At 63.7% G+C, this 22,939-nt stretch carries 23 protein-coding genes and 1 pseudogene; 7 read left to right on the top strand and 17 right to left on the bottom strand.

What is annotated here, in order from left to right; genetic code table 11:
- Window positions 1-9: 9 nt before the first annotated feature.
- The 9 genes from ccoG to ccoN (PPL01S_RS18105) form a co-directional block, all read right to left on the bottom strand.
- Window positions 10-1,425, bottom strand: a complete 1,416-nt coding sequence (gene ccoG, locus PPL01S_RS18145; RefSeq protein ID WP_016393733.1) for a cytochrome c oxidase accessory protein CcoG — start codon at window positions 1,423-1,425, stop codon at window positions 10-12.
- A 302-nt stretch (window positions 1,426-1,727) separates the two neighbouring features.
- Window positions 1,728-2,705, bottom strand: coding sequence for a cytochrome-c oxidase, cbb3-type subunit III (gene ccoP / locus PPL01S_RS18140; protein WP_016393732.1), 978 nt, complete (start codon window positions 2,703-2,705; stop codon window positions 1,728-1,730).
- Complete coding sequence (locus tag PPL01S_RS18135) at window positions 2,702-2,899, bottom strand: CcoQ/FixQ family Cbb3-type cytochrome c oxidase assembly chaperone (RefSeq protein ID WP_016393731.1); 198 nt, start codon at window positions 2,897-2,899, stop codon at window positions 2,702-2,704. Before PPL01S_RS18135 ends, ccoP (PPL01S_RS18140) begins: the two co-directional genes overlap by 4 nt.
- Before the next feature lie 5 nt (window positions 2,900-2,904).
- Complete coding sequence (gene ccoO, locus PPL01S_RS18130) at window positions 2,905-3,513, bottom strand: cytochrome-c oxidase, cbb3-type subunit II (RefSeq protein ID WP_016393730.1); 609 nt, start codon at window positions 3,511-3,513, stop codon at window positions 2,905-2,907.
- On the bottom strand, window positions 3,513-4,955 hold the full coding sequence (ccoN, locus tag PPL01S_RS18125) for a cytochrome-c oxidase, cbb3-type subunit I (RefSeq protein ID WP_016393729.1): 1,443 nt from the start codon (window positions 4,953-4,955) through the stop codon (window positions 3,513-3,515). The genes ccoO (PPL01S_RS18130) and ccoN (PPL01S_RS18125) overlap by 1 nt, the downstream gene beginning before the upstream one ends.
- 458 nt (window positions 4,956-5,413) lie before the next feature.
- Window positions 5,414-6,349: a cytochrome-c oxidase, cbb3-type subunit III gene (gene ccoP, locus PPL01S_RS18120; protein ID WP_016393059.1), complete on the bottom strand. Its 936-nt coding sequence runs from the start codon at window positions 6,347-6,349 to the stop codon at window positions 5,414-5,416.
- A complete protein-coding gene (locus PPL01S_RS18115) occupies window positions 6,349-6,537 on the bottom strand; it encodes a cbb3-type cytochrome oxidase subunit 3 (RefSeq protein WP_016393060.1) in 189 nt (62 codons plus the stop codon). Before PPL01S_RS18115 ends, ccoP (PPL01S_RS18120) begins: the two co-directional genes overlap by 1 nt.
- A gap of 5 nt (window positions 6,538-6,542) precedes the next feature.
- A complete protein-coding gene (ccoO, locus tag PPL01S_RS18110; RefSeq protein ID WP_016393061.1) occupies window positions 6,543-7,151 on the bottom strand; it encodes a cytochrome-c oxidase, cbb3-type subunit II in 609 nt (202 codons plus the stop codon).
- A 13-nt stretch (window positions 7,152-7,164) separates the two neighbouring features.
- On the bottom strand, window positions 7,165-8,589 hold the full coding sequence (gene ccoN / locus PPL01S_RS18105; protein WP_016393062.1) for a cytochrome-c oxidase, cbb3-type subunit I: 1,425 nt from the start codon (window positions 8,587-8,589) through the stop codon (window positions 7,165-7,167).
- Window positions 8,590-8,639: 50 nt separating this feature from the next.
- Between ccoN (PPL01S_RS18105) and PPL01S_RS18100 the strand changes: the two genes are divergently transcribed.
- Window positions 8,640-9,332 carry an alpha/beta family hydrolase gene (locus PPL01S_RS18100; protein ID WP_016393063.1) on the top strand — a complete coding sequence of 231 codons (693 nt, stop codon included), beginning with the start codon at window positions 8,640-8,642 and terminating at the stop codon, window positions 9,330-9,332.
- A gap of 87 nt (window positions 9,333-9,419) precedes the next feature.
- Here the strand turns inward: PPL01S_RS18100 and ppnP are convergent, their stop codons facing one another.
- Both ppnP and PPL01S_RS18090 read right to left on the bottom strand, forming a co-directional pair.
- Entirely contained in the window at window positions 9,420-9,704 is a 285-nt protein-coding gene (ppnP, locus tag PPL01S_RS18095; protein ID WP_016393064.1) for a pyrimidine/purine nucleoside phosphorylase, read from the bottom strand.
- Window positions 9,705-9,769: 65 nt separating this feature from the next.
- Window positions 9,770-10,318 (bottom strand): 3'-5' exonuclease, encoded by a 549-nt coding sequence (locus tag PPL01S_RS18090; protein WP_016393065.1) that lies wholly within the window; start codon window positions 10,316-10,318, stop codon window positions 9,770-9,772.
- A 162-nt stretch (window positions 10,319-10,480) separates the two neighbouring features.
- Here PPL01S_RS18090 and PPL01S_RS18085 point away from each other — a divergent pair, with 162 nt between their 5' ends.
- Window positions 10,481-11,281: a substrate-binding periplasmic protein gene (locus PPL01S_RS18085; RefSeq protein WP_028625108.1), complete on the top strand. Its 801-nt coding sequence runs from the start codon at window positions 10,481-10,483 to the stop codon at window positions 11,279-11,281.
- Window positions 11,282-11,363: 82 nt separating this feature from the next.
- On the opposite strand, the gene dsbG is transcribed toward PPL01S_RS18085, so the two are convergent.
- Genes dsbG through dsbD form a run of 3 tightly spaced genes read right to left on the bottom strand, consistent with a single transcriptional unit; the run spans window position 11,364 to window position 14,681 of the window.
- A complete protein-coding gene (gene dsbG / locus PPL01S_RS18080) occupies window positions 11,364-12,122 on the bottom strand; it encodes a thiol:disulfide interchange protein DsbG (protein WP_016393067.1) in 759 nt (252 codons plus the stop codon).
- Between the two features lies 1 nt (window position 12,123).
- Window positions 12,124-12,960: a TlpA disulfide reductase family protein gene (locus tag PPL01S_RS18075; RefSeq protein WP_016393068.1), complete on the bottom strand. Its 837-nt coding sequence runs from the start codon at window positions 12,958-12,960 to the stop codon at window positions 12,124-12,126.
- On the bottom strand, window positions 12,960-14,681 hold the full coding sequence (dsbD, locus tag PPL01S_RS18070) for a protein-disulfide reductase DsbD (protein ID WP_016393069.1): 1,722 nt from the start codon (window positions 14,679-14,681) through the stop codon (window positions 12,960-12,962). Before dsbD ends, PPL01S_RS18075 begins: the two co-directional genes overlap by 1 nt.
- 254 nt (window positions 14,682-14,935) lie before the next feature.
- Between dsbD and PPL01S_RS18065 the strand changes: the two genes are divergently transcribed.
- Genes PPL01S_RS18065 through PPL01S_RS18045 form a run of 5 tightly spaced genes read left to right on the top strand, consistent with a single transcriptional unit; the run spans window position 14,936 to window position 21,047 of the window.
- Entirely contained in the window at window positions 14,936-17,767 is a 2,832-nt protein-coding gene (locus PPL01S_RS18065; protein WP_016393070.1) for a xanthine dehydrogenase family protein molybdopterin-binding subunit, read from the top strand.
- Window positions 17,760-18,296 (top strand): (2Fe-2S)-binding protein, encoded by a 537-nt coding sequence (locus PPL01S_RS18060; protein ID WP_028625107.1) that lies wholly within the window; start codon window positions 17,760-17,762, stop codon window positions 18,294-18,296. The genes PPL01S_RS18065 and PPL01S_RS18060 overlap by 8 nt, the downstream gene beginning before the upstream one ends.
- Before the next feature lie 2 nt (window positions 18,297-18,298).
- A complete protein-coding gene (locus PPL01S_RS18055; protein ID WP_016393072.1) occupies window positions 18,299-19,510 on the top strand; it encodes a cytochrome c in 1,212 nt (403 codons plus the stop codon).
- A gap of 2 nt (window positions 19,511-19,512) precedes the next feature.
- Entirely contained in the window at window positions 19,513-20,484 is a 972-nt protein-coding gene (locus PPL01S_RS18050; protein WP_016393073.1) for an XdhC family protein, read from the top strand.
- Window positions 20,481-21,047, top strand: coding sequence for a nucleotidyltransferase family protein (locus PPL01S_RS18045; RefSeq protein ID WP_016393074.1), 567 nt, complete (start codon window positions 20,481-20,483; stop codon window positions 21,045-21,047). The genes PPL01S_RS18050 and PPL01S_RS18045 overlap by 4 nt, the downstream gene beginning before the upstream one ends.
- Here the strand turns inward: PPL01S_RS18045 and PPL01S_RS18040 are convergent.
- The 3 genes and pseudogenes from PPL01S_RS18040 to PPL01S_RS18030 all read right to left on the bottom strand — a co-directional run.
- Window positions 20,980-21,690 carry a GAD-like domain-containing protein gene (locus PPL01S_RS18040; RefSeq protein WP_081833288.1) on the bottom strand — a complete coding sequence of 237 codons (711 nt, stop codon included), beginning with the start codon at window positions 21,688-21,690 and terminating at the stop codon, window positions 20,980-20,982. The genes PPL01S_RS18045 and PPL01S_RS18040 overlap by 68 nt on opposite strands.
- 49 nt (window positions 21,691-21,739) lie before the next feature.
- Window positions 21,740-22,243 carry a GAD-like domain-containing protein gene (locus PPL01S_RS18035; RefSeq protein ID WP_345940130.1) on the bottom strand — a complete coding sequence of 168 codons (504 nt, stop codon included), beginning with the start codon at window positions 22,241-22,243 and terminating at the stop codon, window positions 21,740-21,742.
- A gap of 57 nt (window positions 22,244-22,300) precedes the next feature.
- Window positions 22,301-22,747, bottom strand: a pseudogene (locus PPL01S_RS18030) (DUF6861 domain-containing protein); the annotation flags it as partial.
- Between the last annotated feature and the right edge of the window lie 192 nt (window positions 22,748-22,939).

The raw sequence follows: 22,939 nt of genomic DNA, 5'->3' as shown, positions 1-22,939 counted from the left end.
TGTTCTCTCTCAGCGAATCTGTGGGCCGATGAAGCGGCTCTTGGCATTGACCTCGGCGGCGCTGTCGTCGGCGCTCTTGAGGATGAAGGTGATTTCGTTGGTGGTCGAGGGCAGTTTTTCCGGGGCGACCGACAATTGCACCGGCAGGCTGACGATATCGCCGGCGGCCACACGGATTTCGCGCTGGCCTTCCAGGCGCAGGTCGGGCAGACCGGTTGCCTCAAGCACGTAGACGTGGTCGCGCTGGTCCTTGTTCATGACCTTGAGGCTGTACACGTTCTCGATCCGGCCCTGGGCGTTCTCGCGGTACAGCACGCGGTCCTTGCTGACGTCGAAGCCCACCAGCGAGCGGGTGGCGAAAGCGGTGGCAAGGGCGCCGATCATCACCAGCAGCACCACCGCGTAGCCGATCAGGCGCGGGCGCGCCATGTGGGTTTTCTGCCCCGACAGGTTGTGCTCGGTGGTGTAGCTGATCAGGCCCTTGGGATAGTTCATCTTGTCCATGATGCTGTCGCAGGCGTCGATGCAGGCGGCGCAGCCGATGCACTCGATCTGCAGGCCGTCGCGGATGTCGATGCCGGTGGGGCAGACCTGCACGCACATGGTGCAGTCGATGCAGTCACCGAGGCCCTTGGCCTTGTAGTCCAGGTCTTTCTTGCGCGGGCCACGGGTTTCGCCGCGGCGCGGGTCGTAGGAGACGATCAGGGTGTCCTTGTCGAACATCACGCTCTGGAAGCGCGCATAGGGGCACATGTACACGCACACCTGCTCGCGCAGCCAGCCGGCGTTGCCATAGGTGGCGAGGGTGAAGAAGCCGACCCAGAAGTAGGCCCAGCCATCGGCCTGGCCGGTGAAGAATTCGATGACCAGTTCGCGGATCGGCGAGAAATAGCCGACGAAGGTCATGCCGGTGACGAAGCCGATCAGCAGCCACAGGCTGTGCTTGGCGAACTTGCGCAGGAACTTGTTGCCGCTCATCGGCGCCCGGTCGAGCTTCATGCGTTGGTTGCGGTCACCCTCGGTGACTTTTTCGCACCACATGAAGATCCACGTCCACACGCTCTGCGGGCAGGTGTAGCCGCACCACACGCGGCCGGCGAACACGGTGATGAAGAACAGGCCGAAGGCGGCGACGATGAGGATGCCCGAGAGCAGGATGAAGTCCTGTGGCCAGATGGTGGCGCCGAAGATGTAGAACTTGCGTTCGGGCAGGTTCCACCAGACGGCCTGGTGGCCTCCCCAGTTCAGCCACACGGTGCCGAAGTACAGCAGGAACAGCAAGGCCCCACCGGCGATCCGCAGCCTGCGGAACACGCCGGTGAAGGCGCGGGTGTAGATTTTCTCGCGAGAGGCGTAGAGATCGACGGAGTCCTTCCCTTTGCTGGCAGGCGGGGTGACGTCATGTACCGGAATTTGCTTGCTCATCATCAAGTCCCACGGCAGTGGAGAAACGCCGCGGCCAGTGCGTGCCGGCCGCAGTCTCGCGCCTTCTGCTGGCGCGCTGCGATCCATGATACGCCGGTGATGGCACGCTGGGGTCGCGCTGCGACCTTTAGTCGCGTTGGGTCCAGGATATGAATCGTGTTATGGCGGGTGTCAATTGATTCAGGTCATGAAGCGGGTGGATTCGCTGGCCCTATCGCCGGCAAGCCGGCTCCCACAAGGTCTCCACAACACTGGGAGGCATCTGTAGGAGCCGGCTTGCCGGCGATAGGGCCAGGCCTCCCTTACTCGGCCTTGGCCGGCTCAGCCTGATGCGACAGGCTGTAAACGTAAGCCGCCAGCAAATGCACCTTGTCGTTGCCCTGCAGCTGTTCCTGCGCCGGCATCTGCCCCTGGCGACCATAACGAATGGTCTGCTGCAGCTGGGCGAAGCTCGAACCGTAGATGAACGCCTGCGGGTGGGTCAGGTTAGGCGCACCCATCGCCGGCGTGCCCTTGCCCTCGGGCCCGTGGCAGGCGACGCAGTTGGCAGCGAAGATCTTCTGCCCGTTCTCGGCGTCGGCCTTGACGCCTTCCGGCAGGCTGCGGCCATCGAGCTTGCTGACCACGAAGGCCGCCACATCGGCAACGCCCTGCTCGCCGATCACTTCCGACCAGGCCGGCATCACGCCGTGGCGACCGCCCATGATGGTGGTCTTGATGGTGTCCGGCTCGCCGCCCCAGCGCCAGTCATTGTCGGTCAGGTTGGGGAAGCCGTAGGCACCCTTGGCGTCGGAACCGTGGCAAACCGAGCAGTTGGAGGCGAACAGCCGTGCGCCCATCTTCAGGGCTTGCGGGTCCTTGGCCACATCGACGATGGGCATGGCCGCGAACTTGGCGAAGATCGGCCCGAAGCGGGCATCGGCCTTGGCCATTTCCTTTTCCCACTCGTGCACGCCGGTCCAGCCTGGCTGGCCGTTGGTGAACTCGGTCTGCTTGTCGGTATCCAGGTAGCTATAGCCTGGCAGGATGCCTTTCCAGTTGCCCAGGCCCGGGTACAGCACCAGGTAGCCGAGGGCGAAGATGATGGTGCCGACGAACAGCCAGAACCACCATTTCGGCAGTGGGTTGTCGTATTCCTCGATGCCATCGAAGGCATGCCCGACGGTTTCGTCGGTGACCTCTTCGCGTTGGCCCTTGCGGGTCGACAGCAGCAGCCAGGTCAGCGAGAAGATGGTGCCCAGGGTCAGGACGGTGACGTACAGACTCCAGAAGGTTGTCATTGGTGTTTGCTCCCAGAAGCTTTTGCTTGCGCTTGCTCGACGTGCTTTTTGGCTTCGGGATCATCCGCGAAGGGCAGTTGCGTGGCTTCGTCGAATTCCTTTTTGCGCCGTGGGTTGAACACCCACAGCGCCAGGCCCACGAACGCCACCATCACCACCACGGTACCGAGCCCGCGAATCATCCCGATATCCATCAGCGTCACCGTTTGCTCTTGATGATGGTGCCAAGACCCTGCAGGTACGCGACGATGGCGTCCATTTCGGTCTTGCCCTTGACCGCGTCACGGGCACCGGCGATATCAGCGTCGGTGTACGGCACACCGAGGGTGCGCAGCACTTCCATCTTCTTCGCGGTGTCCTTGCCGTCGAGCTTGTGCTCGACCAGCCACGGGTAGGACGGCATCTTCGATTCCGGCACCACGTTGCGCGGGTTGTACAGGTGCGCACGGTGCCAGTCGTCCGAGTAGCGCCCGCCGACACGGGCCAGGTCCGGGCCGGTGCGCTTGGAGCCCCACAGGAACGGGTGGTCCCAGACGCTTTCACCGGCCACCGAGTAGTGGCCGTAGCGCTCGGTTTCGGCACGGAACGGGCGGATCATCTGCGAGTGGCAGCCGACGCAGCCTTCGCGGATGTAGATATCGCGGCCTTCGAGTTCCAGCGCGGTGCGCGGCTTCATGCCTTCGACGGGTTTGTTGGTCACGTCCTGGAAGAACAGCGGGACGATCTGGGTCAGGCCACCGATGCTCACGGCGATGACCATGAAGAAGGCCAGCAGGCCTATGTTCTTCTCGACGGCTTCATGCTTCATCAGTGCGCTCCCACGACGACGATCTTGGCGGCTTCTTCAGCCTGCGCCGGGTTGGCGGCGCGTACAGTGCGGAACACGTTGTAGGCCATCAGCAGCATGCCGGAGGCGAAGAACGCGCCGCCCAGGGCCCGGACGATATAGCCTGGGTGGCTGGCCTGCAGGGCTTCGACGAAGGAGTAGGTGAGCGTGCCGTCATCGTTGATGGCGCGCCACATCAGGCCCTGGGTGATGCCGTTGACCCACATCGAAGCGATGTAGAGCACGGTGCCGATGGTTGCCAGCCAGAAGTGCGCGTTGATCAGGCCGACGCTGTGCATCTGCTCGCGGCCATACAGGCGCGGGATCATGTGGTAAACCGCGCCGATGGAGATCATCGCCACCCAGCCCAGGGCGCCGGCGTGGACGTGGCCGATGGTCCAGTCGGTGTAGTGCGACAGCGAGTTCACGGTCTTGATGGCCATCATCGGGCCTTCGAAGGTGGACATGCCGTAGAACGCCAGCGATACCACCAGGAAGCGCAGGATCGGGTCGGTGCGCAATTTGTGCCAGGCACCGGACAGGGTCATCATGCCGTTGATCATGCCGCCCCAGCTCGGTGCCAGAAGGATGATCGACATCACCATGCCCAGCGACTGTGCCCAGTCAGGCAGCGCGGTGTAGTGCAGGTGGTGCGGGCCGGCCCAGATGTACAGGGTGATCAGTGCCCAGAAGTGCACGATCGACAGGCGATACGAGTAGATCGGCCGTTCGGCCTGCTTGGGCACGAAGTAGTACATCATCCCCAGGAAGCCGGTGGTGAGGAAGAAGCCCACGGCGTTGTGGCCGTACCACCACTGGATCATCGCATCGGTGGCGCCGGAGTAGGCCGAGTACGACTTGAACAGGCTCACCGGCAACGAGATGTGGTTGACGATGTGCAGCATCGCGGTGACCAGGATGAAGGCACCGTAGAACCAGTTGCCGACATAGATGTGTTTGGTCTTGCGTTTGATGATGGTGCCGAAGAACACCAGGGCGTAGGTCACCCAGACCACGGCCAGGAGGATCGCCAGCGGCCACTCGAGCTCGGCGTATTCCTTGGAGGTGGTGTAGCCCATCGGCAGGGTGATCCCTGCGCCGAGGATCACCGCCTGCCAACCCCAGAAGGTGAAGGCGGCCATGCTGTCGGAGATCAGTCGGGTCTGGCAGGTTCGCTGCACCACGTAGTAGCTGGTGCCGAACAGCGCACAGCCGCCAAAGGCGAAGATGACCAGGTTGGTGTGCAGGGGGCGCAGGCGGCCGAAGCTGGTCCAGGGCAGGTCCAGGTTCAGCTGTGGCCACACCAACTGCGAGGCGATGTAGACGCCGAGGCCCATGCCAAGGATCCCCCAGACCACCGTCATGATGGCGAACTGGCGGACGACCTTGTAGTTATAAGCAGTCGGACTGATTGCTGTGCTCATTGCTAAGGTTCCACGGTTTTGGTGTTCTTGTTGGTTGAAAAATCGGCGCCAGTATCGTTAACCACCAGGGTTAAGGCAACGCAAGGAAACCTGCGCCGACCCGTGTCCGGGCCCTGTCGCCGATGTCCCGCGGCAACAGGTTGTGGACGATTGTACACAAATAAATATTTGTAATGTGTACCGTTTTTCACCTTTTTCTGATCGATCGGTCAGGCTTTTCATGCGGACGGCGTCAGGCAATGCACCGCGTCTGCCTCGCTGGATTGGCAGCGAAGCCCACTGAGGCAACAAGCTTAGTTCGGTTAGGGGGGGGTGCAAGGCGGAGAGTGGTGCGGGAGAGGGCTGGGGGCTGCTTTGCAGCCCAATCGCCGGCAAGCCGGCTCCCACAAAGATCGCAGCGCTGCAAAATCCTGTGGGAGCCGGCTTGCCGGCGATGGGGCCGCAAGCGGCTCTGGGTATTACTTGGCAGTCAGGTTTTCAGCCTCCTGCGACAGGCTGTACACATAAGCCGCCAGCAAATGCACCTTGTCATTGCCCTGGATTTGCGCCTGGGCCGGCATGTGCCCCTGGCGGCCATAGCGAATGGTCTGCTGCAACTGGGCGAAGCTCGACCCATAGATGAACGCCTGCGGATGGTTCAGATTGGGCGCGCCCATGGCCGGTGTGCCATTGCCGTCAGGCCCGTGACAGGCCACGCAGTTGGCCGCGAAGATTTCCTTGCCCTTCGCCGCATCGGCCTTGATCCCTTCCGGCAGGCTGCGGCCGTCGAGGTTGGTCAGCACATAGGCGGCGACGTCGGCCACCCCCTGTTCGCCGATCACCTCGGCCCAGGCCGGCATCACCCCTTGGCGCCCATTCATGATCGAAGCCTTGATGGTTTCCGGCTCGCCACCCCAGCGCCAGTCCTTGTCGGTCAGGTTGGGGAAGCCATAGGCGCCCTTGGCGTCCGAGCCGTGGCACACCGAGCAGTTGGAAGCGAACAGGCGGCTGCCCATCTTCAGTGCCTGCGGGTCCTTGGCCACTTCCTCCACGGGCATGGCCGCATACTTGGCGAAGATCGGGCCGAACTTGGCGTCGGCCTTGTCCATTTCCTTCTGCCACTCGTTGGCACCGGTCCAGCCGTTCTCGTAACCGGGCAGGATGCCTTTCCAGTTGCCCAGGCCAGGGTAGAGCACCAGGTAACCGGCACCGAACACCAGGGTGCCGACGAACAACCAGAACCACCACTTGGGCAGCGGGTTGTCGTATTCCTCGATGCCATCGAAGCTGTGCCCCATGGTCTGGTCGGTGGTGCTGTTGCTCTGGCCCTTGCGGGTCGACAGCAACAGCCAGGCCAGGCCGATCAGGCTGCCGATGGTCAGTACGCTGATGTACGTACTCCAGAAGGTGGTCATTACCCTTTACTCCTCATGGCAGGTTCCCGCCCGGCTGGGGGCAGGCGGTCGTCGACGAAGGGCAGCAGGCGCGCTTCGGCGAAATCACGGTCGCGACGGCGGTTGAACACCCACAGGGTGAGGCCGATGAAGGCAATCACCACCACCAGGGTGCCCAGGCCGCGGATCATGCCGATGTCCATTTCCATCGCACTCACCTCTTGTTCTTGATCGCGGTGCCCAGCACCTGCAGGTAGGCGACCAGGGCGTCCATTTCGGTCTTGCCCTTGACCGCATCGCGGGCGCCGGCAATGTCCTCGTCGCTGTACGGCACGCCGAGGGTGCGCAGGGTGCGCATCTTGGTGTCGGTGTGGCTGTTGTCGACCTTTTGCGCCACCAGCCACGGGTAGGATGGCATCTTCGACTCCGGCACCACGTTGCGCGGGTTGTACAGGTGCGCGCGGTGCCAGTCGTCCGAGTAGCGCCCGCCGACGCGTGCCAGGTCCGGCCCGGTGCGCTTGGAGCCCCACAGGAACGGGTGGTCCCAGACGCTTTCGCCAGCCACCGAGTAGTGGCCGTAGCGCTCGGTTTCGGCGCGGAACGGGCGGATCATCTGCGAGTGGCAACCGACGCAGCCTTCGCGGATGTAGATGTCGCGGCCTTCCAGTTGCAGCGCGGTGTAGGGCTTCATGCCTTCGACCGGCTTGTTGGTCACGTCCTGGAAGAACAGCGGGACGATCTGGGTCAGGCCGCCGATGCTGACGGCGAACACCATCAGCAGGGCCAGCAGGCCGACGTTCTTTTCGATCACTTCATGTTTCATCAGGCATCTCTCCTCAGGCCAGTTGCACGTTGGCAGGGGCAGCATTGGCGGCCGGGGCGCGCACGGTGCGCCAGGTGTTCCAGGCCATCAGGAACATGCCGCTGAGGAAGATCGCGCCACCGACGAAGCGCACGATGAAGCCAGGGTGGCTGGCCACCAGGGTTTCCACGAACGAGTAGGTGAGCGTGCCGTCGCTGTTGACCGCCCGCCACATCAGGCCCTGGGCGATGCCGTTGACCCACATCGAGGCGATGTACAGCACGGTGCCGATGGTTGCCAGCCAGAAGTGCGCGTTGATCAGGCCGATGCTGTGCATCTGCTCCTTGCCGAACACTTTCGGGATGGTGTGGTACAGCGCGCCGATCGAGATCATCGCCACCCAGCCGAGGGCGCCGGCGTGGACGTGGCCGATGGTCCAGTCGGTGTAGTGGGACAGGGCGTTGACCGTCTTGATGGCCATCATCGGGCCTTCGAAGGTGGACATGCCGTAGAACGCCAGCGATACCACCAGGAAACGCAGGATCGGGTCGCTGCGCAATTTGTGCCAGGCCCCGGACAAGGTCATCATGCCGTTGATCATGCCGCCCCAGCTCGGCGCCAGCAGGATCAGCGACATCACCATGCCCAGCGACTGCGCCCAGTCAGGCAGCGCGGTGTAGTGCAGGTGGTGCGGGCCGGCCCAGATGTACAGGGTGATCAGCGCCCAGAAGTGGACGATCGACAGGCGATAGGAATACACCGGGCGCTCGGCCTGCTTGGGCACGTAGTAGTACATCATCCCCAGGAAGCCCGCGGTCAGGAAGAAGCCCACGGCGTTGTGGCCGTACCACCACTGCACCATGGCGTCGGTGGCACCGGCATACACCGAGTACGACTTGGTCAGGCTGACCGGCAGTGCCAGGTTGTTGACGATGTGCAGCATCGCCACGGTGAGGATGAACGCGCCGAAGAACCAGTTGCCGACGTAGATGTGCTTGGTGTTGCGCTTCATCAGCGTGCCGAAGAACACGATGGCGTAGCTGACCCAGACGATGGTGATCAGGATGTCGATCGGCCATTCCAGTTCTGCGTACTCCTTGGAACTGGTGTAGCCCAGCGGCAGGGTGATGGCTGCCAGCAGGATGACCAGTTGCCAGCCCCAGAAGGTGAACGCGGCCAGCTTGGGTGCGAACAGGGTGGTCTGGCAGGTGCGTTGCACCGAATAATAGGAGGTCGCGAACAGCGCACAGCCGCCGAAGGCGAAGATCACCGCATTGGTATGCAGGGGTCGCAGGCGGCCGAAGCTGGTCCAGGGGAGGTCGAAATTCAGGGAAGGCCAGGCGAGCTGGGCGGCGATGAAGACGCCGAGCCCCATCCCGACGATTCCCCACACCACCGTCATGATGGCGAATTGGCGGACCACCTTGTAGTTATAGGCGGTACTGTTGGTTGTGTTCATGTATGGGTTCCCATCCACGGTTATTTGGCAGGCTATATAGCGAGGCAAGCATGATTAATGGGCAAAGTGCCTGTATTGACGGGGATCAATGGGCGAAGATCGGAAATGTCCCAGGCTTGCGCTGCGATTCCCCTTCGAATCAGGCACATAGTGCACCTGCGGGGTGCTTGATCCTGGCCCACGGCGCAGGTGCGCCAATGGACAGCGAGTTCATGAACGAAATGGCGCAAAGGCTGGCTGCGCTTGGGGTTGGCGTGGTTCGCTTCGAGTTCCCCTACATGGCCCAGCGCAGGGCTGGCGGGGGCAAGCGGCCACCCAATCCGCAGGGGGTATTGCTCGAGTGCTGGCGCGAGGTGTACCGGCAGGTGCGACCTTTGGTCACGGGAAAGCTGGCGATTGGCGGCAAGTCCATGGGCGGGCGCATGGCCAGCCTGCTGGCGGACGAACTGGGGGCCGATGCGCTGGTGTGCCTGGGGTATCCGTTCTATGCGGTGGGCAAGCCGGAGAAACCGCGGGTCGAGCATTTGGCGGGCTTGAAGACACCGACGCTGATCGTGCAGGGCGAGCGGGATGCGTTGGGTAATCGCGAGGCGGTGCAGGGGTATGCGTTGTCAGCGGCGATCGAGGTGAGCTGGCTGGTGGCGGGGGATCATGACCTCAAGCCGCTGAAGGCTTCGGGGTTCAGCCATGATCAGCACCTGCAGGTGGCGGCTGAGCGGGTGGCGGGTTTTTTGCTGAAATAGCGCTGGCTTCATCGCCGGCAAGCCGGCTCCCACACGATTGTTGTGGGAGCCGGCTTGCCGGCGATAGGGCCAGAGCAGGCGTGTTGCTTAGTCGCGATACTCGCACAGGTAAGCGGTATCCACCTTGACCTGCAGCTGGAACTTGCTGTCGGCAGGCACATTGAACTTGTCGCCGGCGTTGAAGGTTTCCCAGTTGTCGCTACCCGGCAGCTTGACGGTCAGCGCGCCGGAAACCACGTGCATGATTTCACGCTTGGCGGTGCCGAACTCGTATTCGCCCGGGGCCATCACACCGACGGTGGCCGGACCTTCGGTACCTGCGAAGGCGATCGACTTGACGGTGCCGTTGAAGTACTCATTGACCTGGAACATGGGCGACTCCTGAAAGAATGGGGGTGAAAACGGGCTGGCCAGTATGCCCAAGCCCATTCCCGCCGTCATCTGCTTTCAGGCAGGCTCAAGGGCAACAGGCGCGCGGTATTGCGGGCATCTTCCAGGGCCCTGTGCTGCTGGCCGCAAAAGTGCATCCCGGCCAGTTGCAAGGCGCCGTTGAGCCCGGTCGGGCGCTGCAGATGGCGGGCCTTGGCGAAGCGCTGCTTGAGGTTGATGTGCGGCAGTGTGCGCAACAGGCTGTCGAGATGATGCTGCTGCCATTCCTGCAACAGTTGCTGGCGATCGTAGTCGCCCCAGCTCACCCACGCCTGCAGTTGCCCGCGGTGGTGCCCCAGCCAGCGTTCGAAGCGCGCCCACACCTCCGGGAACGGCGCGGCGCTGTCGACGCTGGCCTGGCTGATGTGGGTCAGCTCGCGGCAGAACGGCGTCAGCTGCGGCCGCCGCCGCGGCCGCACGAAACGCTGGAAATGGTCCACCTCGCGGCCCTCGCGGGTCACCAGGCTGGCGCCGATTTCAATGATTTCCATTTCCGTGACCGGCCAGCCACCGTCATCGGTGGTGGCTTCCAGGTCGATCACCAACCAGTGGCCCATACCAGGCTCCCTCGCCATGAATGCTAGAGCAGCGTAGCCAATGTCCGGGCGCATGGCACCCTCTGGCAAAATGCCCTCATTTTGGCGCTTCCAGCAGTTGTGCCCGTTTCGGAAAACGCCTAGCTTAGGCCATCCAGGTATGAACCGTGATGAGTGTCCGTCTTGACTCCAGCGCCCGGCCTGAAGGTTGTTTCCACGCTGTTGCTGTTTGCCGCTATCTGGCTGGCGGCACCGGCATGGGCTGCCGATGCCATCGAGGTGAAGGTCGGTGCCGCGCATTTCCCGCCATATACCGTGCGCCCGGAGCAGGGCGCCGACACAGGGCTCTTGCCGCAACTGGTGGATGCCTTGAACCGCTTGCAACGGGATTACCACTTCGTCCTGGTGCCCACGTCCATCCAGCGGCGTTTTGGCGACCTGCAGCAAGGCCGCACCGACATGGCCATCTTCGAGAACCCGGGTTGGGGTTGGCAGCAGATCCCGCACCAGACCGTGGACATGGGCCTGGAAGACGCCGAGGTGTTCGTCGCCAAAAGGCTCGAGGGCCGTGGCCAGCAGTACTTCGATGACCTGCAGGGCAAGCGCCTGGCGCTGTTCAATGGCTATCACTACGCGTTCGCCAGCTTCGACCCCGACCCCGATCACTTGCGCACGGCCTTCAACGCGACCCTGACCTATTCCCATGACAGCAACCTGCTGATGGTCCAGGCCGGGCGTGCCGACATCGCCCTGGTCACGCGCTCCTACCTCAGCGATTTCCTCGTGCGCAACCCCGCAAGCCTCGAGCAGCTGATGGCTTCCGAGCGCATCGACCAGGTCTATCACCACTATGCCTTGCTGCGCCCAGGCGCCCCCATCAGCGCCGAGCAGTTCGCCGCGCTGCTGCGCTACCTGCGCGAGACCGGCGAACTGACGCGGATCTTCCAGCCTTATCGGATCAGCGTCACGGCGCCTGCCGATTGAATTCCGAAGCCTGGGGGCGCGGTTGCTCGAACGTTGCACGTTGCGCCGAGTTCGTGGGGCCGCTGTGCGGCCCGCCGCCAACTCAACGCTTGCCGAGAATCTGCCCCAGCAGTTCCGGCCGCGGCGCCCCTTGCTGGCTCTGCAGGTTGCCCTGTTCATCCTGATAGAAGATCGCCGGCGTCGCCTGCAATCCCATCTCTTCCATCAACGCCAGATTGCCTTCGAGCTTCTTCTGCACCGCCTCCGGTACCTTGTCCATCGCCTTCAGGGTGCTCGCCCTGCCAGCCGACTCGTGCTGTTGCAGCGCCTTGGCCGGGTCCTTGGACGCCAGCAGCGCCGCCGACTTGCCCGGGCTGTCCTCACGGATGATGCCGACCATGATGTGCCGCAGCTGCACCTTGCCCGACTCCACCCACGGTCGGGCCTGCTGCCAGAACATGTTGCAGTACTGGCAGTTCGGGTCGCTGAACAGGTACACCTTGCGCGGCGCATCGGCCTTGCCGTCGGCGATCCAGCTGGTGTTTTCCAGCTTCGCCCAGATGGCCTTGGACATTGGCCCGTACACCAGCTTTTCCAGCGGCTCGGCGCTCATGTCCTTGCCTTGCTCGTCGAACAGGCTACCGACCAGCACGTGCTTGCCATCCGGCGTCAGGTACAGCGCGATGCCATTGTTCTGGTACTCGGCGGCATAGCCGCGCAGGCCGTCGGGCGCATCGAAGCTGCCCTTGATCACGGCACCCTTGGCTTGCAGTTGCTGGATCGCCTTGGGCAACTCCTCGGCGTGTACCAGTGGGGCGGCCAGCAGGGCCAGGGAGAGGGGCAGCAGTGCAGTCAATCGCATGTCAATTTCCTTGTGCGGCAGAGGCGGGCGCGGCGGCCCGTTGGAAAGGTTCCAGGGCATGGCGCAGGCTGGCCCGGGACAGTTCGCCAAGGTGGCTGCCGATCAGGCGGCCGTCGGCGTCGTAGAACAAGGTGGTCGGCAGCGCCATCGAGCCGACCCGCTGGGCCAGCGCGCCGGTGCCGTCGAACAGCACGTGGGTCAGGCTCAGCCCGGTGGTGGCGAGGAAGGTGCTGACGTTTTCCGGCGTCTCGCCCTGGTTGACGAACAGGAAGGTCACGTGGGGGTATTCGCCCTGGGCCTGCTGCAGCACAGGCATTTCCCGCCGGCAGGGCGGGCACCAGGTGGCCCAGATATTGATTACCAAGGGTTTGCCACGGTAGCTGTGCAGGGCCACGGGCTGGCCGCCGGCATTGCGCAGGCTCAGCTCGGGCAGCTCGGTGCCTTTGCTGTACAGGTGGCTGCCCAGGCTGGCCAGGCCCCAGAACAGCGCACCGCTGAACAACGCCCAGCCCAGTGGGCGGCGCAGCCCGGGGTGGCGCCAGCCTTGCCAGAGCGCGGCGAGGACGATGCCGACCAGCCCCGACCAGAACAGGAAACCGCCATCGCGGATATCGATGACCTGCAGCGGGTCGTCGCGGTACATCGGCCAGTAGGCGGCGACGAAGCCCAGGCGGGCACACACGATGCCGACCAGGAACAGGTTGAACAGCGCCGATTCCGGGCTTTCACCGCCACGCCGGGCTGCCCACCATCCGACCAGGCTGGCCACGCCCAGAGCCGCGAGCATCAACAGGTGGTTCAGGGCCATGGTCAGCGGCCCCAGCGTGACGGTCAGCATCAGCCTTGACTCCGGGTCTGGGTCCAGTGTTGCAGGAACGCGGCAGCGTCCACTTCACCGGTAATGCGCCGCGCCCGGCGCTCTTCGCCTTCCGGGCCGAGCCAGATGATGCTCGGCGGGCCGGGGACCTGGTAGCGCTGCAGCAGCTCGCGGCTGGCCGGCGCGTCGGCGGTCACGTCCAGGCGCAACAGGTGCACGCCAGCCAGGCTGTCCTGCACTTCATTATGGGCAAACACCTGCTTTTCCATGACCTTGCACGACACGCACCAGTCGGCATAGTAGTCCAGCATCACCCACTGGCCGCGGGCCTTGGCGGCGTCCAGTTCGCGTTGCAGGTCTTGCGGGGTGCTGACCGTGACGAACACCTCTTCGCCTTGCTGGGCCGAAGCCGGCGCGGCGACACCGGCGAACGGCCGCAGCGGTTGCCAGAGGTCATCGCCACCGGCTGCGGCGCCGACCAGCAGCAAGCCACCCCACAGGGCCCCCAGCAGCGGCACCGCGCGCAGCGCCGGCAGGCGCTGCAGGGCAGGCCAGGCGGCCCAGCCCAGGGCGATCAGCCAGGCGCCGCTCAAGGCCAGCAGCAGCGGGGCACCCAGCAGGCCGCGCACGGTGTACAGGGCCATGGCCAGGAACACGAAGCCGAACACCCCCTTGACCCGATTCATCCAGGCGCCGGGGCGCGGCAGGTAACGGTTGCCCAGGGTCACCAGCAACAGCAGTGGTACGCCCATGCCCAGGCCCAGGGTGAACAGTACCAGCGCGCCCTGCAGTACATCCCCGCTCTGGGCGATGAACAGCAGCGCACCGGCCAGCGGCGCGGTCATGCACGGGCCCATCAGCAGCCCGGACAATGCGCCCAGCAACGCGGCACCGAACAGGTTGCCGCCCTGGGTGCCTTGCCCGGCACGGTCCAGGCGGTCGCGCAGGGCGGCGGGCAGCTGCAGCTCGAAGGCGCCGAACATCGGCAGCGCCAGTACCACGAACAACGCCGCCAGGCTGCCCAACAGCCACGGCTGTTGCAGCCAGGCCTGCAGGCTCGCGCCCAGCAGGGCGGCGACCACGCCCAGCGCCGCATACACCAGCGCCATGCTCAATACGTAGACGCCTGCCAGCACCCAGCCACGCCGGGCGCTGGCGCCGTTGCCGAGGACGATGCCGGCGAGGATTGGCAGCATCGGCAGCGAGCAGGGGGTGAATGCCAGCAGCAGGCCGAGGCCGAAGAACGCCAGCAGGCTCCAGGCCAGGCTGGCGCTCTGCAGGCCGCTGGCCAGGGCCTGATCGCTGGCCTGGTCAGCGGGTGCGGCGAAGGGTGCGGCCTTGCCGCCCAGTTCGATCACCGTGGTCTGCGGCGGGTAGCACAGGCCGGCGTCGGCGCAGCCCTGCCAACCCAGGCGCAGTTGGCCCTGGGCGTCGGCCGGCAGCAGCAATTCGAGCTGATCGCGGTACACCGCGCTGTCACCGAAGAATTCGTCGTGGTGGTTCAGGGCGGGTGGCAGCTGCGGCTGTTGCTCGGCGGGCAGGCCGTCGAACTTCAGGCGCTTCTGATACAGGTAGTAACCCTGCTTGATCTGGAAGAACAGGCGCACCTGGCCGTCGGCCTGGCGGTCGTGGGTCAACACGAAGGCCTGGTTCACCGGCAGGAAGTCGGGCTTGACGTCGAAGGGATTGGCTTGCAGTGGGCCGGCCAGCAGCAATGTCAGGAAGAGCAGGAAAACGCGCATGTCTTCGCCTTGGCAGTACGTGAAGTGGGGCCATGCTGGCGTGGGTCGATTAACCCAAGGTTAACCCGCTTCCCACACATGCTGTCGTCCGATTGAGACACGCCGCGACATACTGTCCGCTTGACTTTGCCTAGGGGCGTTTTTCTGATATAAATCTGACCTTGTAGTCAGCTTCCAGGCTTCCCCCCTCCCAGTTCTCCAGCACCTAGAATCAAAAGATGGGCAGACCTCCCTTTCTGCCCAGAGGATCAAGCATGTCCAACCGTGATATTTCCCGGCGCTCCTTCCTGCAAGGTGGGTTGATCGCCGGCGTCGGCGTGACCCTGGCGCCACTCGGCAGCCAGGCGTTCGCCGCCCTGATGGAAGACCGCGTCACCACCTCGCCGCAGAAGTGGATGAACCACGATGGCAAGGCGCGTTTCCGTAACGATGCCCTCTCCAAGGTGTGTGGCAACAAGGTCTTCGCCCGCGACATCCGTTCCAAGGACATGCCCGGCTGGCCCGCCCAGCAAGGCCACGCGATGTTGCTCAAGATCACCAAGGCCGACCGTATCTACGCAGGCTACGACCTCGACTGGCTCGGCGCCGACCTGCAACCGGACCGCATCGTCACCGCCGCCGACCTGCAGAAGGACGGTATCGCCTGGCCCGAAGCCCATTCGCCCGACCCGCTGCTGCCGCCGGGCAAGGTGCCGATGTTCATCGGCCACCCGGTGGCGATCCTGATCTGGCACGACTTCGAGCGCTATCGCCAGGCCAAGCGCAAGCTGCAGTTCAACGACAAGGCGATCCGCTACGGCGCCCAGGCGCCGCTGTTCCAGCGCGACCCCTACGGCAGCTTCCGCTTCGTGCGCGTCGGCGGTGCCACGCCGTTCGATGACGACGAGTTCTCCAGCCTGAAGAACTCCATGCTGTTCCCGACCATCCTCAACCGCAAACCGGTGTGGTCGAAGGAACCCAACCAGCACGGCGACCTGACCGAGCAGGGCCTGTTCTATGCCAAGCGCATCGGCGAGCAGCTGGACAACCCGCCGCAGGACTGGCTGGTGTTCGACGAGCGCTACAAGACCCCGTCCATCGAGCCGGCGGCTCTTGAGCCGGACAACGGCAACGGCTGGTACGACCCGGCCAGCGGCACGCTACACTTCGTGGTCGCCACCCAGTGCCCGTTCGAAGTGGCGCAGGAATGCGTGCACATGATCAAGCCGTCGCGCTTCGCCCTGCAGCACCTGAACATGCACCCTGGCTACACCGTGGGTTACGGCTCCAAGGACAACAACATCTTCGTGTTCTACGCCGCAGTCGCCGCGCTGTATGGCGCCGGTGTGCCGATCCGCCTGGCCAACGACCGCTACGAGCAGTTCCAGAGCGGCATCAAGCGTCACGCCTTCGACATTCGCTACCAACTGGCCGTGGACAAGAAGGACAACAGCTTCAAGATCTTCCGCGCCGACATGAGCTGCGACGGCGGTGGTCGCATCAACTACAGCCCGTCGGTGGCTGCAGTGGGCGCCACGGCTGCCCAGTCGATCTACTACATGCCGCAGAACGACCTGTCGGTCACCGCTTACCACTCGCGTGGCGTCGAGGCCGGCTCCATGCGCGGCTACGGCACCCTGCAGTCCATGGCCGCCACCGAAATGATGGTCGACGAGGTCGCCGGCCGCCTGGGCGTGGATGCCATCGAACTGCGCCGTGCCAACGCGCTGAAGTCGGGCATGAAGAACACCCAGGGCGCGGTCCCGGCCGGTGCCCTGCGCCTGCACGAGATCCTCGACAAGGCTGCCGCCCACGAGTGGTGGCGCAACCGCGACGCGCGCAAAAAGGCGATGGACGCCAAGGACCCGGACCACTGGTACGGCGTGGGCTTCGCCATCTGCCAGAAAGACTTCGGCACCGGCTCCGAAGCGCCGATGGCCAGCGTCGAGTTCACCGCGGACGGCCGCATCAGCCTGCGCCACATCGGCACCGAGCTGGGCACTGGCATGTCGACCTCCCAGGCCCTGGTGGTCAGCGACTTCCTCGGCCGCTCGGCCGATGAGGTGAAGACAGCCATCACCGAATGGCCCGAGCTGCAGCTGAGCACCAGCGGCAACCCGTACCTGATCAGCCAGGCCGAGCAGGATGCTGCGCTGCGCAACCCGCGCTGGGTCGGCAAGCTGGCCTCGCCGTCGTCGGCGACCAACTCGGCCTTCTACTTCAGCCACGCCACCCGTGAAGCGGCGCGTGTGCTGTTCAACCACGGCCTGTGGCCCGCAGCGATGGCCCTGTGGAGCAAGGGCCCGTTCGGTGGCCAGGCCAACCCGCTGGTGGTGCGCCGCGAGAATGCCGTGTGGGTCAACGGCGAGCTGACCGGCAACGGCCTGGCGCCAATCCCGTTCGCCGAACTGGCGAAAAAAGCCCACGAAATGGGCCTGGTGACCGGCGTCAGCGTGCACGGTTTCAACCGCTGGAGCTGGGCCGAGGCCGACTTCGTCATCGACGGCGTGCGCGAGCGCTTCCCGCTCGACGCCATGGCGGTGAAGTATGGCGACGGTGCGCCGAATGCCAAGAAAGCCCAGATGAGCAGCAACGGCTTCCACCTGCTCGACCGGCAGAACCCGGGCTACCCGGCCACCCAGCTGAACAACGCCATGGTCACCTACTACAGCCCAGTGGCGACCATCGTCGAAGTGAAGGTGAACAAGGGCACCCGCGAAGTGCAGGTGCTCAACCACCACAGCTGGGTCGAATGCGGCCGTGTGCTGGTGCCGGAACTGGTCAAGGGCCAGCTCGAAGGCGGTATCGCCATGGGCATCGGCCATGCGCTGACCGAAGACATGCCCCTGCATGAAGGCGGCCCGGGGGAGGGCGACTGGAACTTCAACCGCTATCGCTTGCCGTTCGCCAAGGACGTGGCGGTATGGCAGCAGACGTCCGAAATCCTGCCGCCGCTGTCGCCGACCGACCCGTCCAAAGGCATCGCCGAAGTGGTGATGATCCCGGTGGTCGGTGCCATCGGCAACGCCGTGGCCCATGCCATTGGCAAACGTGTACGCGATCTTCCGATTACTCCAGCCCGTATCAAGGAGGCCCTCAATGGCTAACCGTTCGCTTCAACTGACCCTCAACGGTCAACCGGTCGGCCCGGTCGAGGTCCCCGATAACCTGGCGATGATCGACTACCTGCACGAGCACCAGAACCTCACCGGCTCCCGCCTGGGCTGCGGCCAGGGCATTTGCCACGCCTGCGTGGTGATCGTCGACAACCCCGACGGCACCAGCGAAGAAGTGCGCACCTGCATCACCGGCGCCCATTACTTTGCCGGCAAGAAAGTGCGCACCATCGAAGGCCACGCCAAGCAGGACGAGGCCGGCAACCTGACGTTGAACCCGATCCAGCAGAAGTTCGTCGACCTGTTCGCCTTCCAGTGCAGCTACTGCGCACCGGGCTTCGTCAACGCCGCCACCGTGCTGGTGGAAAAGGCCCAGCGCCAGCCGCTGAAGAAAAGCGAAGTGGAAGACAGCATCGAGGCCAGCCTCGGTCACCACATCTGCCGTTGCACCGGTTATGTGCGTTATTACGACGCCACGCGCACGGTGCTCAATGATCTTGGCCTGGTCAAGGAGGGTTGAGCATGGGCTTCGTTCGTTCCGGCCTGGCGCTGGCGCTTGGCCTCGCCGTCTCGCTGGCTGCACAGGCGTCCGATGACGCCCAGGTCAAGCGTGGTGAATATCTGTCCCGCGCCGCCGACTGCATGGCCTGCCACACCGCCGAGGGTGGCGCACCGTTCGCCGGTGGCCTGCCGATCCATTCGCCGTTTGGCACCATCTACGGCAGCAACATCACCCCGGACAAGCAGCACGGCATCGGCAACTACAGCGCCGACGAGTTCTTCGCCGCGGTGACCGAGGGCAAGCGCAAGGATGGCGCCAACCTGTATCCGGCGATGCCGTACACCTCGTACCACCTGATCACCCGGGAAGATTCCGACGCGATCCTGGCGTATCTGATGACCATCCCGCCGATCAACCGTCCGGCACCGGAAACCAAGCTGAGCTTCCCGTTCAACGTGCGCACGGGCCTGTCCGGCTGGAACATGCTCTACGGCAAGAGCGTGCAGTTGCAGCCCACCGAGGGTAAGAGCCCGGCCTGGCAGCGCGGGCAGTACATGGTTGAAGTCATGGGCCACTGTGGCGAGTGCCACACCCCGCGCAATCCGATCGGTGCACTGCAACAGGACAAGCGCCTGACCGGTGGCCTGCTCAACGGCTACCTGGCCCCGAGCCTGCTGGCCCAGGACCTGGCGGATCGTGGCTGGACCCAGCCTGACCTGACCACCTTCCTCAAGCACGGCATCAGTGCCCAGGGCAGCATGTTCAACGAGATGTTCCCGGTGGTGCACCACAGCACCCAGCACCTGGAGGACGCCGACCTGGCCGCCATGGCCACCTACTTGCTGGGTGAACAGCCACCGGCTGCCAAGGTCATAAAGGCAGTGCCACTGGACCAGCTCACAGGCAGCGCCAAGCGCGGCCGTCAGCAGTACCTCAACGTCTGCGCCGGTTGCCACGGCGTCGACGGCGAAGGCAAGCCGCACATTGCGGTGGCCATGCAGGGCAACACGGTGCTGCGCCAGGGCGACTCGCGCAACCTGGTCAAGGCGATCCTCGACGGTATCCGTGAGCAGCAGTTCACCGGCTTCGAACGCATGCAGCCGATGCCGGGCTTTGCCGACAAGCTCAATGACGAGCAGGTGACGGACATGGTCAACTACCTGCGCCAGGCCTGGGGCGGACTGCCCGGTGACCTGAGCGTGCAGCAGCTCGCCGAGCTGAAGGCGGAGTAACAGTGCAGCATCTCGATCTGCAGGTCATACGCCAGGCGTTGCAGTGGTCCTGCAACGGCCAGCGGGTATGGTTGTGCACGGTGCTCGCCACCTACGGCTCGGCGCCCCGTGCGCCGGGCTCGTTGCTGGCGGTCAACGACAGCGGGCAGTGGGTTGGCTCGCTGTCGGGTGGCTGCGTGGAAGACGACTTCCTCGAGCGCGTGGCGCTGGGCGAGTTTCCGGAGCCGGTGGCCATCGTGCGCTATGGCGACGGTAGCGACCGGCGCTCGAACATTCGCCTGCCGTGCGGCGGCGTGCTCGAGGTGCTGGTGGAGAACCTGCCGAGCGACTGCGAGGTGCAGGCGCATTTGCGTGCGCTGGAAAGCGCCTTGCAGGGGCAGCGTCGGTTGCTGCGCGAGGTGAGCTTGCCGCAAGGCGACCGCCTGCTCAGCGATGACAATGCCCAGGGACCACGGGTTTCGCGGGATGCCAGCCGTGTGCAGGTGCGGGTCGGTGCTGCCCAGCGCCTGCTGTTGGCGGGCTATTCCAGCGTCGCCCATTACTGTGCCGAGTTCGGCAAGGGCATGGGTTTCGAGGTCATCCTCTGCGACCCACGCGATGAAGTGCTCGAAGGCGTCGTGCTGGACGGCATCGAAGTGCGCCGCGAGCTGCCCTCGGAGTTCATCGCCAATGGCGGTTGCCATGCCGACACGGCAGTGGTGGCGCTGACCCATGACCCCAAGATCGATGACCTGGCCATGCTCGAAGCCGTGCGCACCGAAGCGTTCTACATCGGTGTGATGGGTTCCCGGGCCACTTCGGACAAGCGTCGCGAACGCCTGCACCGGATTGGCGGCCTGGGCGCCGATGAGCTGGCCCGCATCCATGCGCCGATCGGCCTGAATCTGGGCAGCAAGACACCGGCGGAGATCGCCCTGGCGGTGCTCGCCGATATCCTGCGCCAGCGCAACGGCATCGAGCGGGCAGCGCTGTGAGTGTAGTGGCGCTGGTTCTGGCGGCAGGGCGCAGTGTGCGCTTTGGCGCCGACAAGCGCCGGGCCGCGCTGGACGACGGGCGCAGCTTGCTGGTGCACAGCGTCGAGCGGGCCTGTTCGGTGTTCGGCGATGTGCGGGTTGTGCTGCGTGATGGCGAGCGGGGCGAGGATCTCGGGTTGCCGGGGGACTGCCGGATCATTGCCAGCCCTGATGCCGGGTTGGGCATGGGGCATAGCCTGGCGGCTGGCGCCGCTTCGCTGGTCGACAGCGATGCCGTGGCGGTGGCGATTCTGTTGGGCGACATGCCCTGGATCGCTCCGGCAACCTTTGGCCAGCTGGTATCGGCTGCAGGTCCATCCACCATCGTCTTGCCATGGCATGAGGGGCAGCAGGGGCATCCCGTGTTGTTCGGGCGTGATTTCTGGCCGGCGCTTTCATGCCTGACCGGTGATGAAGGGGCGCGTTCTGTGCTGAAGGCGCACCCGGCGAGTTGCATCAGGCTTGAAGTACAGGACGCCGGGGTGTTGCAGGACGTGGATCGGCCTGAAGCGGTTTACCGCTGAGCGCTTTCGTTCTGCCTTCATCTTCTGCTTCCTCGTCATCGAGCTCATACGGCTCGAGTTCAGCCATCTGCGAGAGCAGAATCAAATGCACTTCGGCGTCGAGTCGCTGAAGACGTTCCAGTTTGGCTGAGCCTCCCAGCATCAGGGCAGGCACGAAACCGTACATCTCATTTGGCGCCAGGTCGCCCAATGTTGCCCGCGCCTCGTCGAAAAGGTCCAGGCCGATGTTTTCGGTCATGGCCCACATGAGCAGGCTCTGGATCTTGTTGTCCCGTTCTTCGCTGCTTGAGCTTGGAGCGCTCAGGAAGTAGCGGGAATGGTAGGCCGCAAGGGTCAGGATGGAACCGGTGTTTTCACCCCACAGGTACAGGTCTCCGAAAGCACTTCGTGCAATCAGGTGGTAGGTGTCGTGGGAGCCAAGATTGGTATTTTCTAGCCAATATGAAACCATGGCATCGTATTCTTGTGGATTGACCAGCCAGAATATGCCATTTCCATAGCCAGCCCACCCATGCTCTGACCAATACTCCAATAGTTTGGGAGGGAGCTTATCTTTGTACCGCTCAATTGTTGAGGTGGGTACTTCTCGGCGGTCGATTGGTGGGCCGAAGGCTTCGACGAATCTAGTAAAAAACCTATCCATTGTTTATCTCGAGGAGGTTGAATTTAAAGTCAGTATATGTTTTAGGATTTCATTGGTTGTAACCCTGGAGGTCTGCTATCTGAGATAGTAAGGTCAGGTGCTCTACGGCTTTAAGTTTCGCAAGATGCTCAAGTGTGTTTGGGCCGCCCAGCATTACGGCTGGGACAAAACCGTACATTTCGTCCGGTGCGAGAGGGCCAAGCCTGTGATAAGCGGGTTCGAACAAATCGCCGTAATTGTTAGAGTCTGTGCTTATGGATAAGAGAAAAGCAGGAAAGCCTTTGTCAAGCTGGTCGCCGGTGTACATGGATGTGCGGGTTACATACCGTGAAAGAATGCTGCTTATTTTAAGTGAGGCCCCGGTTTTCTCTCCCCAGAAGTAGAGGTCGCCAAAAGCGCTGCGTGCTATGAGATGATAGTTGTCATATGTCGCGAATTTTGTGTTTTCTAACCAAGCGTTGACGACACAGTCGTACTCTTGGGGATTGACCAGCCAAAAAATACCTTTGCCAAAACCACTCCAGCCATGTTGAGACCAGTAATCAGTACTGATTCAGCGGCGATGGCGAGGTTGTGGATCTCGCTTTTCCACTGTGGGCCAATGGTGGGGGCCTTCGACGAAGAACTCGGCGATGGAGGCAAGCCCCAGCACGCCGAGGATCCAGCCACTGACCTTCAGGCCCATCGCCGCGCCGGCGCCGGCAAAGGGAATGGCCCCTGCACCTGCGCCAAATGCCCCGATCCCGGCGCCGATGGCGCCGCCGGTGAGGGTGCTGGCGGCGACGATCATCGCCATGTCCCTCACCACCCTCAGCAGGTCATCGACGATGCTGGCGATCTCAAGCTCGGCAAAGCGTTGGCGCAGCATGACGCTGGCCTGCCACTCGGCCTGATTGAAGGCCGAGCGCACCGCCTTGACCCGGTTCAGGTTGAGGGACAGCGAGGGGGCGGCCTGGTTGAGGTGATCGAGAAAATGGGCGCCTCCTTGATAGCCCATTGCGTCAATGATGCGTGACTCGATCTCGAACCATGACGGCACGAGGTAATCCAGATACATGAGGTGTCTCCCTGACATCGCGTACAGGGGGAAATCTCACCACAGATCAATTGAGGAAAAATCCGTAAAGCTTGTAGGGAAGGTCTCTATCGTCTCCGAACGAGTAGAATCATGCGCAAATTCAGAAATGGTTTTTTCCGACTTGCGCCGAGGTAATGACCCCACACCGTCCACCGAATAAAGCCCATAATC

The sequence above is a fragment of the Pseudomonas plecoglossicida NBRC 103162 = DSM 15088 genome (genome assembly GCF_000730665.1).
In the GTDB taxonomy this organism is placed as follows: domain Bacteria; phylum Pseudomonadota; class Gammaproteobacteria; order Pseudomonadales; family Pseudomonadaceae; genus Aquipseudomonas; species Aquipseudomonas plecoglossicida.
Note: the sequence above shows the minus strand (reverse complement) of the source record. Positions and strands in the feature narration are given on the sequence as shown.

Coding starts and splice junctions, on each gene's coding strand:
- ccoG (WP_016393733.1), bottom strand. CDS start 1,425: ATGAGCAAGCAAATTCCGGTACATGACGTCACCCCGCCTGCCAGCAAA.
- ccoP (WP_016393732.1), bottom strand. CDS start 2,705: ATGACAACCTTCTGGAGTCTGTACGTCACCGTCCTGACCCTGGGCACC.
- PPL01S_RS18135 (WP_016393731.1), bottom strand. CDS start 2,899: ATGGATATCGGGATGATTCGCGGGCTCGGTACCGTGGTGGTGATGGTG.
- ccoO (WP_016393730.1), bottom strand. CDS start 3,513: ATGAAGCATGAAGCCGTCGAGAAGAACATAGGCCTGCTGGCCTTCTTC.
- ccoN (WP_016393729.1), bottom strand. CDS start 4,955: ATGAGCACAGCAATCAGTCCGACTGCTTATAACTACAAGGTCGTCCGC.
- ccoP (WP_016393059.1), bottom strand. CDS start 6,349: ATGACCACCTTCTGGAGTACGTACATCAGCGTACTGACCATCGGCAGC.
- PPL01S_RS18115 (WP_016393060.1), bottom strand. CDS start 6,537: ATGGAAATGGACATCGGCATGATCCGCGGCCTGGGCACCCTGGTGGTG.
- ccoO (WP_016393061.1), bottom strand. CDS start 7,151: ATGAAACATGAAGTGATCGAAAAGAACGTCGGCCTGCTGGCCCTGCTG.
- ccoN (WP_016393062.1), bottom strand. CDS start 8,589: ATGAACACAACCAACAGTACCGCCTATAACTACAAGGTGGTCCGCCAA.
- PPL01S_RS18100 (WP_016393063.1), top strand. CDS start 8,640: ATGATTAATGGGCAAAGTGCCTGTATTGACGGGGATCAATGGGCGAAG.
- ppnP (WP_016393064.1), bottom strand. CDS start 9,704: ATGTTCCAGGTCAATGAGTACTTCAACGGCACCGTCAAGTCGATCGCC.
- PPL01S_RS18090 (WP_016393065.1), bottom strand. CDS start 10,318: ATGGGCCACTGGTTGGTGATCGACCTGGAAGCCACCACCGATGACGGT.
- dsbG (WP_016393067.1), bottom strand. CDS start 12,122: ATGCGATTGACTGCACTGCTGCCCCTCTCCCTGGCCCTGCTGGCCGCC.
- PPL01S_RS18075 (WP_016393068.1), bottom strand. CDS start 12,960: ATGCTGACCGTCACGCTGGGGCCGCTGACCATGGCCCTGAACCACCTG.
- dsbD (WP_016393069.1), bottom strand. CDS start 14,681: ATGCGCGTTTTCCTGCTCTTCCTGACATTGCTGCTGGCCGGCCCACTG.
- PPL01S_RS18065 (WP_016393070.1), top strand. CDS start 14,936: ATGTCCAACCGTGATATTTCCCGGCGCTCCTTCCTGCAAGGTGGGTTG.
- PPL01S_RS18060 (WP_028625107.1), top strand. CDS start 17,760: ATGGCTAACCGTTCGCTTCAACTGACCCTCAACGGTCAACCGGTCGGC.
- PPL01S_RS18055 (WP_016393072.1), top strand. CDS start 18,299: ATGGGCTTCGTTCGTTCCGGCCTGGCGCTGGCGCTTGGCCTCGCCGTC.
- PPL01S_RS18040 (WP_081833288.1), bottom strand. CDS start 21,690: ATGGATAGGTTTTTTACTAGATTCGTCGAAGCCTTCGGCCCACCAATC.